At 66.6% G+C, this 16711-nt stretch carries 16 protein-coding genes; 7 read left to right on the top strand and 9 right to left on the bottom strand.

Going from position 1 to position 16711, the window contains the following annotated elements:
- The 6 genes from BGO20_RS18330 to fhuF all read left to right on the top strand — a co-directional run.
- Positions 1-694, top strand: a 694-nt coding sequence (locus BGO20_RS18330; RefSeq protein WP_299858528.1) for a flagellin, incomplete at its 5' end; no start/stop codon positions are given.
- A gap of 49 nt (positions 695-743) precedes the next feature.
- The gene (gene flbT / locus BGO20_RS18325) at positions 744-1136 is read left to right on the top strand and encodes a flagellar biosynthesis repressor FlbT (protein ID WP_291660678.1); all 393 of its coding nucleotides are present in this window, start codon (positions 744-746) and stop codon (positions 1134-1136) included.
- On the top strand, positions 1120-1491 hold the full coding sequence (flaF, locus tag BGO20_RS18320) for a flagellar biosynthesis regulator FlaF (protein ID WP_291660676.1): 372 nt from the start codon (positions 1120-1122) through the stop codon (positions 1489-1491). Before flbT ends, flaF begins: the two co-directional genes overlap by 17 nt.
- Positions 1492-2116: 625 nt before the next feature.
- A complete protein-coding gene (locus BGO20_RS18315) occupies positions 2117-4219 on the top strand; it encodes a TonB-dependent siderophore receptor (RefSeq protein WP_291660674.1) in 2103 nt (700 codons plus the stop codon).
- 32 nt (positions 4220-4251) lie between these two features.
- Complete coding sequence (locus BGO20_RS18310; RefSeq protein WP_291660672.1) at positions 4252-5460, top strand: MFS transporter; 1209 nt, start codon at positions 4252-4254, stop codon at positions 5458-5460.
- A gap of 8 nt (positions 5461-5468) precedes the next feature.
- Positions 5469-6203, top strand: a complete 735-nt coding sequence (fhuF, locus tag BGO20_RS18305) for a siderophore-iron reductase FhuF (protein ID WP_291660670.1) — start codon at positions 5469-5471, stop codon at positions 6201-6203.
- A gap of 41 nt (positions 6204-6244) precedes the next feature.
- Here the strand turns inward: fhuF and BGO20_RS18300 are convergent, their stop codons facing one another.
- The 8 genes from BGO20_RS18300 to BGO20_RS18265 all read right to left on the bottom strand — a co-directional run bounded on the left by BGO20_RS18300 (position 6245) and on the right by BGO20_RS18265 (position 15092).
- A complete protein-coding gene (locus BGO20_RS18300) occupies positions 6245-7825 on the bottom strand; it encodes a hypothetical protein (RefSeq protein ID WP_291660668.1) in 1581 nt (526 codons plus the stop codon).
- A gap of 7 nt (positions 7826-7832) precedes the next feature.
- Positions 7833-9698 (bottom strand): flagellar hook-associated protein FlgK, encoded by a 1866-nt coding sequence (gene flgK / locus BGO20_RS18295; protein WP_291660667.1) that lies wholly within the window; start codon positions 9696-9698, stop codon positions 7833-7835.
- A 59-nt stretch (positions 9699-9757) separates the two neighbouring features.
- Positions 9758-11161, bottom strand: a complete 1404-nt coding sequence (locus BGO20_RS18290) for a flagellar hook protein FlgE (RefSeq protein ID WP_291660665.1) — start codon at positions 11159-11161, stop codon at positions 9758-9760.
- A 175-nt stretch (positions 11162-11336) separates the two neighbouring features.
- Positions 11337-12353 carry a YcjF family protein gene (locus tag BGO20_RS18285; RefSeq protein WP_291660663.1) on the bottom strand — a complete coding sequence of 339 codons (1017 nt, stop codon included), beginning with the start codon at positions 12351-12353 and terminating at the stop codon, positions 11337-11339.
- 13 nt (positions 12354-12366) lie between these two features.
- Positions 12367-13812, bottom strand: a complete 1446-nt coding sequence (locus BGO20_RS18280; RefSeq protein ID WP_465246053.1) for a YcjX family GTP-binding protein — start codon at positions 13810-13812, stop codon at positions 12367-12369.
- Positions 13813-13825: 13 nt separating this feature from the next.
- Entirely contained in the window at positions 13826-14353 is a 528-nt protein-coding gene (locus BGO20_RS18275) for a SixA phosphatase family protein (RefSeq protein ID WP_291660661.1), read from the bottom strand.
- 40 nt (positions 14354-14393) lie between these two features.
- A complete protein-coding gene (locus BGO20_RS18270) occupies positions 14394-14618 on the bottom strand; it encodes a helix-turn-helix domain-containing protein (protein ID WP_291660660.1) in 225 nt (74 codons plus the stop codon).
- 9 nt (positions 14619-14627) lie between these two features.
- Positions 14628-15092, bottom strand: coding sequence for a DUF2975 domain-containing protein (locus tag BGO20_RS18265; RefSeq protein WP_291660658.1), 465 nt, complete (start codon positions 15090-15092; stop codon positions 14628-14630).
- A 261-nt stretch (positions 15093-15353) separates the two neighbouring features.
- Here BGO20_RS18265 and BGO20_RS18260 point away from each other — a divergent pair, with 261 nt between their 5' ends.
- Entirely contained in the window at positions 15354-15890 is a 537-nt protein-coding gene (locus BGO20_RS18260; protein WP_299858522.1) for a hypothetical protein, read from the top strand.
- Between the two features lie 89 nt (positions 15891-15979).
- On the opposite strand, the gene BGO20_RS18255 is transcribed toward BGO20_RS18260, so the two are convergent.
- Entirely contained in the window at positions 15980-16660 is a 681-nt protein-coding gene (locus BGO20_RS18255; protein ID WP_291660654.1) for a TetR/AcrR family transcriptional regulator, read from the bottom strand.
- Between the last annotated feature and the right edge of the window lie 51 nt (positions 16661-16711).

The following is a 16711-nucleotide window of genomic DNA, read 5'->3' as shown; positions in this document are numbered from 1 at the left end:
GGGCAACGGCTCCGACACGGTCGGCTTCGGCTTCGGCTCCGGCACCGACGACGCGACCGCGCTGACCAGCGCCGCCGCCGGCGGCAACAACACCGCCATCGGCTTCGCCGCGGCCGACGCCGTCGTCGCCACCTCGAGCCTGACCTCGTCGAACATCACCTCGGCCGTCCGCTCGAACCTGATCCAGCAGTTCAACGACCTGCGCGACCAGATCGACCAGCTTGCCAAGGATTCGAGCTTCAACGGCATCAACCTGCTGCAGGGCGACCGTCTCTCGATCACCTTCAACGAGAAGACCGGCACCAACCAGACCAAGCTCGACATTCAGGGCTCGACGCTGAGCGCCGACAACCTCGGCATCTCGCAGGCGACGAACACCCAGCTCGCCGGCTTCTTCAACTTCCAGAACGACGCCGATCTCGACAAGGCGACGGCGGCGCTGACGGGCTCGCTGACCTCGCTGAAGTCGCTGTCCTCGACGCTGGGCTCCAACCTCTCGGTCGCCCAGACCCGGCAGGACTTCACCAAGGAGCTCTCCAACGTCCTGACCCAGGGCGCGGACAATCTGGTCGCGGCCGACTCGAACGCGGAAGGCGCGAGCCTGCTCGCCCTCAACACCCGCCAGCAGCTTTCGCAGACGGCGCTCTCGCTCGCCAACCAGGCCGACCAGGGCGTGCTGCGCCTCTTCGGCTGACGCGCGAGGGTCCGGCAGCTTCTTCCTCGAGCCCGAAGGCAGGACAGACATGGCTCTCAAGGTCGAGCTCAAGCCGCGCGAGCGCATCATCATCGGCCAGGTCGTGATCCGCAACGACGAGCAGCGCACGCGCTTCTTCATCGAGGGCGAGGCTCCGATCCTGCGTGAGAAGGACATTCTCACCGCCACGACCGCCGACAGCCCGGCCAAGAAGATCTATCTTGCGATCCAGCTGATGTATCTGGCGCAGGATCCGACGCATCAGCATGAAGTGTTCTTCCAGCTCGTGCGCGATTTCGTGCAGGCAGCGCCCAGTGCTCTGCCGCATATTCACGAGATCAATAACCGCATCTTAAGCGGGGATCTCTACAAAGCCCTGAAGGCAGCCAAGAAGCTGATCGCCTACGAAGCGGAACTGATCGAGCATGCAAAACGGGTTTAACGCCTACGCCGCCGCTGCCAAGACGGCCCAGGCCGTCGTTTCCCCCCGCGAACTCGAAGCCTCCCTGCTGATCAAGGCCGCGACCAAGCTCCAGTCCGTCGCCGATGACTGGAGCCAGCGCGAGCCGGAACTGGACGAAGCCCTGACCTATAACCGCCGGCTCTGGACCCTGCTGGTCAAGGCGGTGATCGCGGAGGACAATCCCCTTCCGGTCGGCATCAAGACCAACATTCTCGGCCTCGCGAACTTCATTTTCAATCATACCTTCAAGGTCGTGGCAGACCCACAGCCCCAGGCATTGACCGTCCTCATCGGCATCAACCGGGACATAGCGGCGGGATTGCGCGGGCGCTGAAGCGCCCTCCGCGCGCGAACCGCCGAACATCGCCTCGTTCGACCTCCATCCCCTTCTTCCGCCGGCCATGCCGGCCGGCAGCTGCAAGCCCGTCGATCGCCTGTGGGCGCGCATCCCGTCGGATCTGAAGGTCCGGCGCGCCCGGCGTGATGGCGCTCGTCATCAGGTCGCCTGGCGTCGCGAAATCATCAGACCGAAGGCAACGACGCGCCGACGAAGCGGCCGCCGAGTTCCGTTGCCGGGCCTCCTTGACGCACCCGCCCGCGATCCGGGCCTGACCTGCGCGCTCGTCAGGCCTGAGCAGGCTGCTGGGGACTCACGCGAGGGTCCGCTCTATCAGTCGAGCGAACAAATGCGCTTTGCCCGCTGGCGGCCTTCGCTCTCGGTTGCCTGCGCTCCCGTATCAATCGGGAAGACGGGCCACCGAGGACAGACGTCCGAGAGAATTGCCAGATTTATTCGATCTAAAACGATATTTATACAAGAACTAGAACATAATTACTTCATATATTGAAATTGTAATAATAATAAAACTTGCGATTCTCGGGTTTGTACTGAAGATTCGGTTGATCAATACGATGATCCTGTCATAGAGCGGGGCGACTTCCTACGTTGGAGAGACGCCGTGAACCGTCCGCTCGCCTATCTGCTCGCTTCCACTGCCTTCATTCCCGGCATTTCGGCCCAGGCGCAGCAGCAAGGTGTCACCCAGCTCGACGAGATCGTCGTCCAGAACGAAGCTGCACGGCAGGACGGAACCAGGGGCGCCGCTGGCGTCATCAGCAACGACGGTTACGTCGCCAGGACCACGCGCTCGGCCACCAAGACCGACACGCCGGTCATCGAGACGCCGCAGACGATCAGCACCGTCACGCAGCGGCAGCTGGCCGAGCGCAAGCCGCAAACGCTGACCGAGGCGCTGGGCTACACGCCGGGTGCGCGCATCGGCGGCTACGGCTTCGACCCACGCTTCGACAGCTTTTCGATCCGCGGCGTCGACATCACCTATACGGGGGTCTTTCGCGACGGGCTGCGCGAGTTCAACAGCCCGAGCGGCCTGTTCCGGACCGAGCCCTATGGCCTCGACTCGATCTCGATCCTGAAAGGCCCCGCCTCCTCGCTCTACGGTGCCAGCGCTTCGGTCGGCGTCATCGACATGATTTCGAAACGCCCGACCGAGTACCGCTTTGGCGAGATCGAGGTGCAGGGCGGGTCGTTCAACCGCAAGCAGCTGAACTTCGACCTGGGCGGCCCGGTCAACGAGGCGGGAACCGTACTCTACCGGGTGACGGGCGTCCTGCGCGGCGCCCACACCAATCTCCCCGGCGTGCCGGACAACCGGACCTATATCGCTCCGGCCATCACCTTCAAGCCGAACGACAGCACCAAGCTGACCATCCTCGGCGAGTACATGGATTCGAAGACCGGCGGTTCCGCGGCCTACGACAACACCTACGGCACCTTCAGCCTGCGCGACGGCACGGTGATCTTCCCGACGACGGGCGCGAGCCGGACCCTGCTGTTCAACCCCGCCTACAACGACTTCACGCAGAAGCAGGGGCGCATCGGCTACGAATTCGAGCACAAGTTCAGCGAGGCCGTCTCATTCCACCAGAACCTGCGCTGGTCGACGCTCTCGACCGACGAGAAGTTCGGCGGGACGACCTATGCGGGCCAGGTGAAGGAGAATCTCGACGCCCTCACCGCCGACACATATCTCAAGACGCTGCTGCGCACCGGACCGGTCGAGCACACGATCCTGACCGGCTTCGACATCGGGCATGCGAGTTACGGCTCGCGGATCGGCTACAACTTCGCGGCCATCGCCAACCCCATCCTGCCCTATCCGACAAAGCAGGATCAGACCCTGATCGGCGCCTATGTCCAGGACGAGATCAAGGCCGGCCCGTGGCGCCTGCTGCTGAGCGGGCGGCATGACTGGCTGCAGAGCAGCTACAGGGTGCCGGGCGCAGCCGCCGACAAGCAGGACAAGGGTGCCTTCACCGGCCGCGTGGGCCTGAGCTACGTCACGGATTTCGGCCTCACCCCCTATGCCAGCTACGGCACTTCCTTCAACGCCAATCCCGGGACCGTGCTGAATGGCGGCGTCGCCAAGCCGACCCGCGGCGAGCAGGCCGAGGTCGGGGTGAAATATGCCCTGCCCGGCTACAACACGCTGCTCAACGCCTCCGCCTTCTGGCTGAAGCAGGAGGACGGCATCGTCTACACCGTGGTCAACGGATTCAATCAGCAGACGCAGCTCGATTTCCGCTCGCGCGGCTTCGAGCTCGAGGCGAACACCTCGCTCGGCAACGGCATCAGCTTCCAGGCCTCGTATGCCTATACGGATACGCGCATCCTGAAGCTCTCGCCCGATACGGTTGGCAATCAGGTCAACAGCGTGCCCAGACACGCCTTCTCGCTCTGGGGCGGCTATGACGTCGCCACCGGCCCGTTGCTCGGCCTCGGTTTCGGCGCGGGTATCCGCTACACCGGCGTCAATTTCGGCGACGACTACAACCGGCTCGTCATCCGCAACAAGGCGACAGCCTTCGTCGACGCGCGCCTGACCTATGATTTCGAAAAACTCGACCCGAAGCTCAAGGGCCTCACGGCGCAGGTCAACGCCCAGAATCTGCTGAACAAGGTCGACCAGGTCTGCACCGCCGGCTATTGCTACTTCAACCAGGGACGCAAGGTCATTGCCAGCCTGAAGTATCGCTGGTGAGTGCGGTGACCGCATCCCGCGTCGCGGCGCCCATGAGCGCGCCGCCTCTGCGGCTGATCATCGGCCTCGGCGGCCTCTATGTCGGTCAGAGCGTCATCGGCGGCGTGATCTTCACGGGACTGCCCGCCGTCATGCGGCAGAACGGCGCCTCGCTCAACGACATCGCGCTGATCCTGCTCACCGTGCTGCCCTGGTCGTTCAAGTTCCTCTGGGCGCCGGCGCTCGAACGCTTCCGCTCGCCGCACGGCGCAAGGCGCCGCTCGCGGCTGACGATCGGCCTCGTCGGGCCGTTCGCCGTCGGCGCGGTCGTGGCCTGCGCCCTGATCGGACCAACCGCGCTCGGCCCGCTGACCATCGCGATGATGGTCGCCTCGTTCTCCTCGGCGACGATCGACATCGCCTGCGACGGACATGCCGTGGAGAGCCTTGCCGAGCAGAACCGCGGCTGGGGCAACGCCGCGCAGGTCGGCGGCGCCTATCTCGGCTCGGCCATCGGCGGCGGCCTCTTCCTCGTCATGATCGATCACTGGGGCTGGCGGCCGTCGGCGCTGATCATGGCCGGGGTACTCGTCGCCCTCGCCGCGCCGTTCCTCCTGATGCCGGACGACGCGCCGGCCGCCGCGGCGGATCGCCCCCGGCAATCCTTGATGCGGGCGTTCCGGCGCCCGCAGGTCCAGGCCGGACTGCTGCTGGTCGCCGTCTACGTGCTCGGCCAGAAATGGGCGATGGTCCTGATCGGGCCTTATCTCGTCGACGCCGGACTGAGCCTGACGACCATCGGCTCGGTCAACGGCATCGGCGTCACGGCTCTGGGCCTTGCAGGCGCGCTCGGCGGCGGCTGGGTCCTGAAACGCATCTCGGCCTTTCGGGTGATGGCCTGGGCGCTGGCGGCGCAGCTTGCGGTGATGTTCGCCTTCGCGCTCACCGCTTCGCTCGGCGGAACCTCGGCCACGGTCCTCATCGGACTGTCGTTGACCTCCTCCGGGGCGCTCGCCCTCGGCTTCACGGCGCTTTACGCCGAGCTGATGGGCAGTTCCTCACTCGACCAGGCTGGCGTCGACTTCACCCTGTTCCAGAGTGCCGACGCCATCGTCAGCCTGATCGGCTGGCGGCTCGCCGGCAGCTTCGGCGATGTGCTCGGCTATGGATTCTGTTTCGGCGCCGCGGGCCTCTTCGGGCTTCTGGCACTATCGCTGATGCCCTGGCTGCGGCGCCGGAACGACCGCGCGACCCTCGCCTAGGCCCCACCATGAAGGGTGAGGACCTCGCCGGCTGCTTCACGGGCACGCTGCAGCACTTCGCCGGCACGCTGCACGCCGGCGGGACCGCGCCGCGGCTCCACTCGGAGCGGCTGCTCGATCCGTCATCCCTGCGCGAGCTCATCGAGCGCTTCGGTGCCGCCAACCCAGACGGAGAGCCGCGCGCGGTCGTCTCGATGTGGACGCAATGGCATTTCGCGGCGGTCATCGTGCCCTCGGTGGTCGCAACGCTGCTGGGGCGCGTGCATCTGCCGGTCGCGCTGGGACGGGCAACGCTCGCGCTCCACGAGAACGGTTGCACGGCCGGCGTCGTCATATCACCGGGGCAGCTCCTGGATCCGTCGCCGGCCGAAGGACGTTTCGACGAGCTGATCGAGGATCACGTCGCCGTCCTGATCGATCGCCTCGCCGGCCCCTTCTCGGTCTCGCAGAAGCTCCTTTGGAACAATGCGGCTGCGAGCCTCGCCTGGACCGTCCAGCAATGCGCTGCGCTTGCGGGCGTAGACCGTCCGGCTCTGGCGGAGGCGCAGGCAATGCTGACCTCGCCCCACGCCAAGGGCGGCGGGCGCAATTTCCTGCATGACACGCTGCGCCCCTCGCCGCTGACGCCGCTCGACCAGTGCCAGCGGCGCATCTGCTGCCTGCGTTATCTCCTGCCGGGCGTTGCCGATTGCGGCTCCTACTGCCCGCTCCCGGCCCAGGCGCGCGCTCGGCGAAGCGCGTGAACAGCGTGGCTCTGAGCTCGCAAGCCGCAGCCGGGCGACGCTCAGAGATAGTTGGTGAGCGTCAGCTTCGAGAGCATCGAAGTCACCTGGTAGCTGGCGGTGAGCTGATTCTGCAGCGCCAGGATCTGCGCGGCGACCTCTTCCGTCGATACGTTCTCGACATCGCCCAATGCCGTCGTCAGGTAGTTCTGCGTGTCCTGGTGGCGCTGCTTGGCGTTCGCCATCGCGGTCTGGGCCGATCCGAACTCGGTGATGATCTCGGCCGGCTTCTGCGTGGTGCCGCCGAATCCGAGCTTGTCGCCCACCCTCTCCGCCATCGCATTGTAGCGCGCCTGGGAGTTCGGATCGTCCGCCGGGAAGGTTTCGCTCAACATGATGCCGAACTGCGCGAGACCGACCTGGAAGGCCTCCTCGTTGGCGCGCGCACCGACATTCGTGCTCTGGCCCTGATCGACCTGCACGGTCGCCGTGCCGCGGGCGGAAGTCGGCGCGATCGTGCGCGTATCCAGCGTGGGATCGGTCTTGTCCAGCGGCGGAATGCCGTCCTCGCCCTTGTACCAGATGACCGTGGTATCGATGGCGCCGACCTTGGTCGGCGGGGCGGTCGCATTCTCGAAATCGGGACCAGGAACGCGCCTGGGAGGGTTGTTGACGCTTCCAGCGAAGAAATCCTTCGCAGCCACCTGCGATGAAGCGGCGGACAGCGTCGTCTGCGCCTCCTTGCCGATCGCCGCGTCGAGCGACGTCTTCAGATTTGCCGTGGTCGCATTGACGTCGGCGCCGATCTCGAAGGAATCGGTATCGGAGCCCGTACTTCCGGCCGCTCGCGCCGTCAGCGTGACCTGAGTCTGCGTGCCGTCCGGCAGGTTCAGCGTGATGCTGACCTTGTCGCCCGGCTGGGGTTGGCCGGTGACGGACACCGAGAAGGCGGCCCGGCTGCCGGCGGGAAGCGGCGCCTGGGCGGCGACCGCGATCCCGGTCCCCGTCGAGGTGACGCTGCCGATCTTGAAGCCGTAGTCATGATCGCCGTCCGCCAGCGTAACCGTCGTCGGTCCTGCCGTGCCGGTGGTCAGGCGGCCGAGCCCGCTGCTCCCGAGATCGGCGCGCCGGCGTTCGTCGATGAGCTGCTTCAGCCCCGCCTTGCCGGCGCCGTCGCCATTGATGATGGTGTCGAAGCTTTCGACCGGCTCCTTGTCCGAGGTCGTTCCCGAGAACAGGTAGCGGCCGTTGACATTGGTGTTGAGCAGGTCGAGCACCTGCTTGAAGCGGTCCTCTGCCAGCACCTGCGGCGCCGAACGCCCGGTCGACGTGGCAACGTAGCTGTTGGAGCGCATGTCGTTGCGCGAGTTGCTCGCCAGCGTCGCGAAGGTACTGGCCGCGTTCGTCTGCAGCTTGAGGTTCACGTCGCCGAGCTGGATGCCCGACAGCAGCGAGTCCAGTGTCGAGAGCTTGCCGTTGAGATCGAGGCTGACGCGCCGATCGATGCCGAGATCCCCGTAGCTCGTCGCCTTCTTCTGCGTGTCGAGCTGTCGCTGCAGGTCGTCGAACTGGGCGCGCGTCGAGACGAAGCTGTTCGACTGGGCCGCGCGATAGGCGCCGGTGCCATAGGCGGTGATGGTCATGGCTGCCTCACACTCTCATCAGCACGTCCATCATCTCCTTGACCGTGGAGATGATGCGGGCGTTGGCGGCATAGGCGTTCTGGAGCTCGATCAGCATCGACATCTCCTGGTCCACATTGACCTGTGCCGTCTCCTGGAATCGGCTCTGGATCGAGGCCAGCGCGACCTGCTGGCCCTCGTCCAGGCGCTGGGCGGTCTCGACCGCCTGGCCCTGGGACGAGACGACGCGCTGGACGAGATTGCTGACCGTCGAGTTGGCGGTCGCGGTGTTGCCGTCGAGCCCCGTCGCGTTGGTGATCGCGCGCTGGCTCTTGGTCAGCCGGTCGACCATCAGGTTCGCGCGGGTCGCATCGCCTTGCGGGGTCGGGGTGGCGCTGTCGTAGACGGTCAGCAGCGAGCGATCCGCCACGAGCGCCGGATTCACAAGGATGCGCCCGGCATAACCGAGCGTCTGCGAACCGCCGTCATAGGAGCCGGTGAAGGCGGCCCCAGAAGCGCCATCGACGAAGAAGGGCAGTTCGGCCGTGCCGCCGGCCGACGACAGCGCCGTATTCGTGGGACGTGCCGTCAGCCCGACCACGTCGCGCGTGCCAGCGGCGCCGTCATCGACGACACGCAATGTCGAGCCGATGTTGCTGACCGTGAAGCCGCTCCCGACGGCGGCCTGGATCTGGGCGGCGACGGAGGCCGGGCCGCCCGAGAAGTCGATCCCGACCACGCGGTTGTTGGCATCGCCGCCGGCCGAGGCCGGCAGCGACGTGGCGGAATCGACCCTGACGAAGGTGAAGCGCTGGGTCTGGCCGCCGGGCGTGACCTTGTAGTCGAGCGTGATGGCGTTGCCCGACTGGAGGCCGCTCATGTCGACGTCGAAGCCGGCCGCGGCGCCGGCCGTCGCCGGGGTGCCGGCGATCTCGCGGTCCGAGAGCGCCTTCGACATCTGCGCGGCGATCTCGTCGAGCTGTGCCTGCGCCTGCACCAGCGTCTTGTCGCGCAATTCGATGTTTGCGGCGATCTCGCCGGAGCGGAAGACGTTATTGGCGATCGCGTCCGACGCGCCGCCGGATATCGTCTTCATGGTGATCGTGCCGACGCCGCGCTTGGCCGGATCCGAACTCCATTGATCGTCCGCGCCGATGCCGTCATGCGCATCGAAGCTGAAGGTGACCGCCGCCTGCCCGTCGAAGAGCTGGGTGCCCGACCCGGTTACGACGCTGATCGAGCCGCGCGCATCCTGGGTCGTCTTGATGTCGACGTATTGCGACAGCTCCGACAGGATCGAATCGCGCTGGTCCTTCAGGCTCGCGGTCGTGCTGTCGTTCGGCGCCGCCACGATGCGCGCATTGACCTTGGTCAGCGCGCCGAGCAGGTCGTTGACCTTCGTCACCGCGGTCGAAATGCCCGTCTCGGCGGCCGCGCGCTGCGCCTGGACGCCGTTGGAGAGCGTGTTGAGCTGCCGCGCCAGCAGCGTGGCGGAATCGATCACCTGCGAGCGCAGGCTGTAGGAGGACGGGTCGTTCTGCAGCGAGGTCAGCGCGCTGGTGAACTTGTTGAAGATCGTGTCGAGCGCGGTGTCGCTGCCCGGTGCGCCGTAAAGCTGGTCGAGGTTGGAGAGCGCCTTGGCCCGGGTCGAGGTATAGGCGGCTCCCGAGGCCTCCTGCCAGAGCTGGCTTTGGACGATCGTGTCGAGCAGTCGCTGCACCTGCGTGCTCTGCACGCCGATCGTGAGCCCGCTAAGGCTGTCCGCGTTGGAGACGACGCGCCGGACGTAGCCGGTCGTGCCGGCATTGGCGACGTTCTGGGAAACGACGCCGATGCCGACCTGGGTGGCGTTGAGCCCGCCGATCGCCGTGTTGAGGGAAGTGCTCAGCCCCATCGTCAACTCCTGTCGTCCTCAGCAGCCCTCCTGGGCCGCGTCGCGCGCCGTCGTGCCGATCAGCGGATGATGTTGAACACCGACGTCAGCATCTCCTGCGCCGTGCTGATCACCTTCGTGTTGGCCGAATAGGCCTGCTGGGTGACGATCATCTTCGAGAACTCGTCGGCGATGTCGGTATTGGATTGCTCGACGCTGCCGCCGACGAGTTGCGAGGTCCCGAGCCCGACGATCGGGGCACCGGACTCGATGGTTTCCTCATAGGCGCCGCCATCGAGGCGCTTGAGGGCGTTGTCGGCGTTGAACCGGGCCATCGCGATCTGCGCCAGCGCCACGACCTGGCCGTTCGAGAAGGTGCCGATCACCTGTCCTTCGGCCGAGACCGAGACACGGTCGAGCGTGCCGGCGGTGTAACCGTCCTGCCGGATGCTGCGGGCATCGATCTGGCCGCTGACGTCGCCGTTCTGGGTCAGCCCGTTGCCGCCGTTGGTGGTGATCTGGATGCCGCTGATCGTGGTGCCGGCGATGGTCATCGTTGGCAGCGCGATGCTCCCGCCCGCGGGTGTCGCCATCTTGCCGGTCGCGTCGAAGGTGACGTCGATATTGGCGTTGCGATAAGCGGTTGCGCCGCCGGTCGCGCCGGTGTTCTCCGCGACGAAGAGGTTCCAGGTATCGACCGTGACCGGCGGGCCGGCCGAGGCATTGGTGGTCTTGGCCCAGCGCAGCTCGACATTGGTCGCCTTGCCCAACGAATCGTAGACAGTGACCGAGCCACCCGGGATCGACTGGCTCAGGAAGGTGGTGATCTCGCTGCCGACGACGATGCCCGTGCCGCCCTGCGTGGTGGAGAGCGGGTTGCTGGCGGTGAAGCTCGCGGCATTGAGCAGTTCCGAGCCCGGCACGCTGCTGTCGGCGGTATTGGTCTTCGGATAGGCCGGGATGTTGGCGCTGTATTCGATCGATGTCGTCGCCTTGGCCGGGAACTGGTCCTTGGTGATCTGCAGCACTTCGGGCTGGGTGCCGATGAGCTGGCCCGTGACCTGGTCGATCCTCTGGCCCTTGAGATAGTAGCCGGCCCCGTTAACGAGATAGCCGTTGGCATCGAAATCGAAGTCGCCGCGGCGCGTGTAGAGGTTCTGGTTGGCGAACTGGGTGTTGGCGCCGACGCCGCTGGAGCGCTGGTCGACCACGAAGAAGCCGTCGCCGTTGATGGCGACATTGGTATCGATGCGGGTGGCGTTGAGGTCGCCCTGGATCGAGTTCGTCGCCTGGCTGAAGGCTGCGACCGAGCCGGAGATCTGGCGGTTCAGCGCGGAATCCGGCACGAGATCGGCGAAGGTGGTGTCGACCCGCTTGTAGCCGGCCGTCCGCGAATTCGCGATGTTGCCGGAGATGTTCTCAAGCGCATAGGACTGCGCCGTCATACCCGAAACCGCTGTCGTCAGCGCACTGAAAACACCCATGGCACCCTCGCCTCACCGGCGCGCCCCCCGGGCGCAGCCCACAACTCGAGGCGAGTTCTGCACGCGCCGTGCCAGTGGCGCGATGCTTGTATTTCAGAGAGTTAGATCGTTTACGAAGGGTTTCGCGGCATCCGGCGCCGGGCAGAAACGCCCGGACCCGGCAGATTCTGCCGGGCTATTCCGTCCCCGTCCCGGCACCGCGCCAGGAGGCGAAGTCGCCTGCGACATCGGACAAGGTCGGCGGCGCGGCTTCGACGAAAGGCAGCGGCCGGCAGACCGCGAGCGCGGCGAGCCCGATGCGGGCGGTCAGCATGCCGTTGATGACGCCCTCCCCGAGCTTGGCGGAGAGCCGCGCAGCGAGCCCCTGCCCCAGCACCTGCTGGATCACCGCATCACCCGCCGCCATGCCGCCGGTCAGCACCAGATGGTTCAGGACCTGCCGCGCCAGTCTGAGCAGGCCGAGCGTGCCGGGCCGTCCGGCATAGATGCCGGCGATGGAACGCAGCAGCCGCGCGCAGGCCACGAGCACGAACAGCACGTCGACGAGCGCCCGTGGGCTGACCGCCGTGACCAGCGAGACCCGCCGCGCCGCGATCGCGATCTGCTCCTGCGCCTGCCTGTCGAGCGGTGCCAGAAGGCTGCGCTCCGCGACGGTCAGCACGTCGCGCGGCGCGAAAAGCTGCGGCAGTGCCGCCTCGAGCTCCGCCCTGCCCTGGGCTGTCTGGGGACGGCTCCTGTAGAGGCCGGAGAGTTCGCCGGCGAGCGCCTTGGCGGCATCCGTCGTGCCGCCGACGAGCAGCTCGGCGCCGCGCTCGCGCAGGGATTCGACCTTGCGCTCGCGCAGAATGTCGCGCAGCACCCGCGCCAGCATCACCAGCAGCGCCAGCGCCGCGACCGCGGCGCAGACGAGCGCGGCATAGCCCAGCGCCGGATTCTGGCTCATCAACGACGAGATCGTGTTCTCGACCCAGACGCCGGCGGCCAGCGCAAGGAAGCCCGACAACCCGCCGACGAAAAGGCTGCCCCAGGAAAACCGGCGCTTCGCCGGCGCCGGCGTCGTCGGCTCCACGGCATCCACCGGCTCGCTCTCCGGCAGGATCGCGACATCGCCCGTCCTGACGATGCCGTCATCGGCGACCATGTCGTCCGCAGGCTTTTCGCCCAGAAGGATCGCGCGCGGAGCCTTCGTCATCGCCGTGCCCTCCTCACGCCAGCCTGTCGCCGATCAGGAATTCGAGCGCGCGGTCCAGGCGGATCTGCGGCGGCGGCTTCACCCGCCCGCCCGCATCGGCCTCGCCCAGCGGTGGACGGAAGCGTGGCGCCCGGATCTGCCAATGGCTTTTCGGGTCAAAGATCGCCTCCGGCCGTTCCGGCAGCTCTCCTGGAAAGATCGCCGCCTCCGTCACGCCATCGAAGACCTGCCCGTCGATCTCCTCGCCCGCCTCGGGCACCCCGGCAATGGCCGGCAGCTCTTCACGGCCCTGTCGGATGCGGACCTCATGCGTCGCCCGGACGGCGGCGAACGCCATCGCCTCGACCCGCGCGCCGGCACCCTGCGCCCGCGACAGCGCCCGCGAGACCAGCAGCGACATCACCGACGCCAGCCGGTCATGGCTGGAATGGTGGATGTGGTCGGCCTTGGTCGCGGCGAAGAGCACGCGTTCGATACGCGGCGCGAACAGGCTGGAGAGCCAGGAATTTCGCCCCACCGAGAAGGCCGAAAGCGCCTGCCCCAGCGCGGTTTCGAGATCGGCCAGCGCCGGCGCGCCGGCATCGAGCGCCGCCAGCACGTCGACCAGCACGATCTGCCGGTCGAGCCTGGCGAAATGGTCGCGGAAGAACGGCGCCACCACGACGCGCTTATAGGCTTCGAAGCGCTCCGCCATCAGCCCCGCGAGCGTGCCGGGTCTCGGCTCTCGATCATGTCCCAGATCCAGCGGCGCGAAAGTCAGGGCCGGCGAGCCGTCGAGATCGCCCGGCATCAGGAAGCGGCCGGGCGGCGTCACGGCCACCGCTTCGGGATTCGCCCTGAGCCTCGCCAGATAGCCCTTGAAGAGATCGCTCGCCGCCTCGGCCGCCAACTCGTCGGGCGGCCCATCCGGGTCGCGGCCAGGGAGATCGGCCAGCCAGTCGGCCGCGGCCATTTGCCGGTGGGCCTTTCGTGCGTCGGCTACCGCCTGAGCCGACCAGGCCTTGTAGTCCTGCCCGATCAGGGCAAGGTCGAGCAACCATTCGCCAGGGTAGTCGACGATATCGAGCGTCAGCGTCGCCGGCCCCTTGAACAACCCGGACGCGCGCTCGTAGTCGATCTCGACGCGCAACTCCGAGATGCGCCGCGTCGATTCCGGCCAATGCCGGTCCGGTCCGTTCATCGCGGCACGATGCGCTTCGTAAGGAAAGCGCGGCACGTCGGGATCGGGCTGTGGCACCAGCCGCACGCGGGTGATCCGTCCCTGCGAGGCCGCCTTCAGTACCGGCAGCTTCGCGCTCTCTATCAGGTTCTGGATGAGGGCGGTGGTGAAAACGGTCTTGCCTGACCGCGAAAGCCCGGTGACGCCCAGCCGCAGGCGGGGCCGCGCCAGGCCCAACAGGCTGTCGCCGAATGCCAGCGCCGCATTGCGCGCGGTATCGATGTAGGAGGAATCGCTCACGAGGCCGCAGCGCTCACTCGTCGGGCCCTTCCCCGAGGGAGGCCGGCGTGACGAAACGCTCGAGCCGCCCGCCCCGCTCGCCGATATCGCGCCAGTCGTCGACGGCGAAGTCGAGCACGGCGAGGCCGGCCGTCGGATATTTCTGGCTCATCCGCGCTGCGGCGTAGCGGTCGCCATGGCCGGTCAAGCGCTGCGCCAGTTCCTCGAAACCGGGATTATGGCCGACCATCAGCAGCGTCTTCACCGAGGGTTCCGTCTCCTGCACGACGTACAGCAGCGCGCCGGGCTTGGCCTCGTAGATGCGAGGCTCGTACTGCGTCGCCGGCTTCTCCGGCAGCATCGACGCCACCAGTTCCCAGGTCTCGACCGTGCGCTTTGCCGGCGAGATCAGCACGAGATCCGGCAGCAGTAGCTCCTCGGCGAGATAACGCCCCATCGCCGGGGCGGCTTCGCGTCCCCGCGCCGCAAGCGGCCTGTCCCGATCGGCCACGCCGGCCGGCCAGTTCGATTTCGCGTGGCGCAGGAGCATGAGGCGTCGCATGAGAGAAACCTAGCGATGCCGCCCTCGATTTGCGAGGGGGTCATTCGCCCTCGGCATCGCCTCCACGCTCATAGCGCAGCAGATCGCCCGGCTGGCACTGCAGCACCTCGCAGATGCGCGACAGCGTGTCGAAGCGCATGCCGCGCACCTTGCCTGACTTGAGCTGCGAGACCTGCTGCTCGGTCAGGCCGATGCGCTGGGCGAGTTCCTTCGAGCGCATCTTGCGGCGGGCGAGCATGACATCGAGTTCGACGACGACGGGCATGATGCCGGCTTACACGAAACTCTGATTCTCGTCCGACAGCCGGATCGCCTCCCGCAGCACATAGCCGAAGGCGATGAGCGCGGCGGCCGCAGCCAAAGCCGCAAATATCCCTGGGTCGAGCGTGATCGCGAGATGCTTCTGTCCCTGGGGGTTGTCGATGGTCAGGGCGACACTTTGCAGGGCGTGGACGATCGGCGTCGCGACACCGAAACCGGCCAGCAGCCAGCCGACGCTCAAGAGCCCGGCGGCATTCTCCTCGACCAGAACTTGTCCGTTGCCGAACGCCCGGAACAGGCGCCCCAGCCGTAGCATCGCCAGGACGAAGAGCCCGGCCGGAACCCAGGCGAGAGCGAATGCCGTCCAGTATCCCCGCGGCGACGGGGCGAGCACGGCATCCCGGAGGCCGACCGCGCCTCGGGCGTAGTTGGCGAGCGCCTCCGCATCCGTCCACAGCCAGATGAGCCCGAAGACCATGAGCGATCCGGCGGCATAACTGAAGACGCAGGCCCAGCGGCTGATGCTCCGCAAACGGTTGGCAGCCTCTCCGGAGAATGCACTCACGGGTTGAAACGAGATCGACATCATTGATCCTTCAGTTGACAAAATTAAACTAAGAGACGAATTTATAAATGTCAAAGACAATCAACATTAAGAGCTCCGATGCGCATCGTTCCCTTTGCCTGCCTCCTCATCGCCGGCCTGTCCGCTGGCTGCGGCCATGTCCCGCTGACCTCGTTGCCCAAGCTGGCCAAGATCGACGTGCGCAGCACCGATCTGTCGCAGCTGCGTGCCGGGATCAGCCTGCCGGCTGGTATCCGGCCGCTGCCTGGCGGCATCACGTTGACGATCATCGCGCTGCCGAAGGCGGGCGGCCGCCATGAGAGAAAGGTGGTTCTGGAAGAGGTGCACGACGCGGCGGAACTCGCCTCGGTGCCGACTTTGGTGGCACCCGGGCGGCTGTTCACACTGTTCAAGTTGAATTCCGGCGACGTCGCCCAGCTGGGCGCCTTTCGCGAGGAAATGTTCGCCGGCCCGCAAAACGACGGCAATCGCGGCAGCCTCTCGCTCGGCGCGGACAAGGCCTGCCGGACCGGCGAGCTGTCGGGCAAGCCGATCACTATGACCGGCTATCTCAGGACATCGGAGACACGCGACTATGTGCTGCTGATGAAGGATTTCGATCTTAGCGCGGCGGCGCGGGCGATCGATCCCAAGATTGATCTCGCCACTGCGATCCCGCCTTGCGACGCACTACCGAAGCAACATTCCTGATCAGCCTCGCGCCGCATTCTCGGACCGCCGCAGTTGCCCAGTACGGCGCCGTGCCGGCACCGGTGCAAGGCGACCTGTCAACATCGTCTTCAGGCCGGCTCCGCCTCGGTCGCAAGGGCCGACACCAGCAAAGCGAAAAGCCTCGCTGCTTGCCTGTCGAGAAACGCCTGGCGTCCGCCTTCCAGGGCCAGGAAATCCAGCGCCCCGTCGATCAGCAGGGTCGAGAAGCCGTGCACGGTCGACCAGGCGAGCAACACGTCCGGTAGATCCGCTGCCAGAGCCTGGCCCGCGGGCTTCTCGCCGGGGGCAAGCGAGGTCGGCAGGCCGCGGCTCAGCCGCACCTCTCGAACGAGGATTGCAAAGGCACGCGTCGCTGCCGCCTGGAAAGCCGGATCATCCCTGTCCATGCCACGCTGGCCGAAGACGACGCGGAACCGCCCGGGATTGGACAGCGCGGTCTCGACATAGGCTCGCGCGATCGCGGCGAGGCGGCTGCCTCCCTCCGTCTGCGCCAGCGCAACCGCCGCTTCCATCGCGTTCGAAAGATCCTCGAAGCCCAGCGTCGCGATCGCCGTCAGCAGTCCCGTCAGATTGCCGAAATGATGAGCCGGCGCGGCCGGCGATACTCCGGCCCGCCGGGCGCATTCGCGCAGCGTGAAACCCCCGAGCCCACGCTCGGCCAGCACCGCTTCCGCGGCCGCGATCATCGCCTCGCGCAACGCGCCGTGGTGGTAATGCTCGCGCGCAGCCCGAGCCGGGGCACCAGCCAAGATGACCTCCGCTAATCCTAACACCGTCAAAATGATCTTGACGACGTAAAG

The organism is Allobosea sp. 67-29 (assembly GCF_001898115.1).
In the GTDB taxonomy this organism is placed as follows: domain Bacteria; phylum Pseudomonadota; class Alphaproteobacteria; order Rhizobiales; family Beijerinckiaceae; genus Allobosea.
The sequence above is the reverse complement of the archived record's forward strand: the minus strand, read 5'-3'. Positions and strand labels throughout refer to the sequence as shown.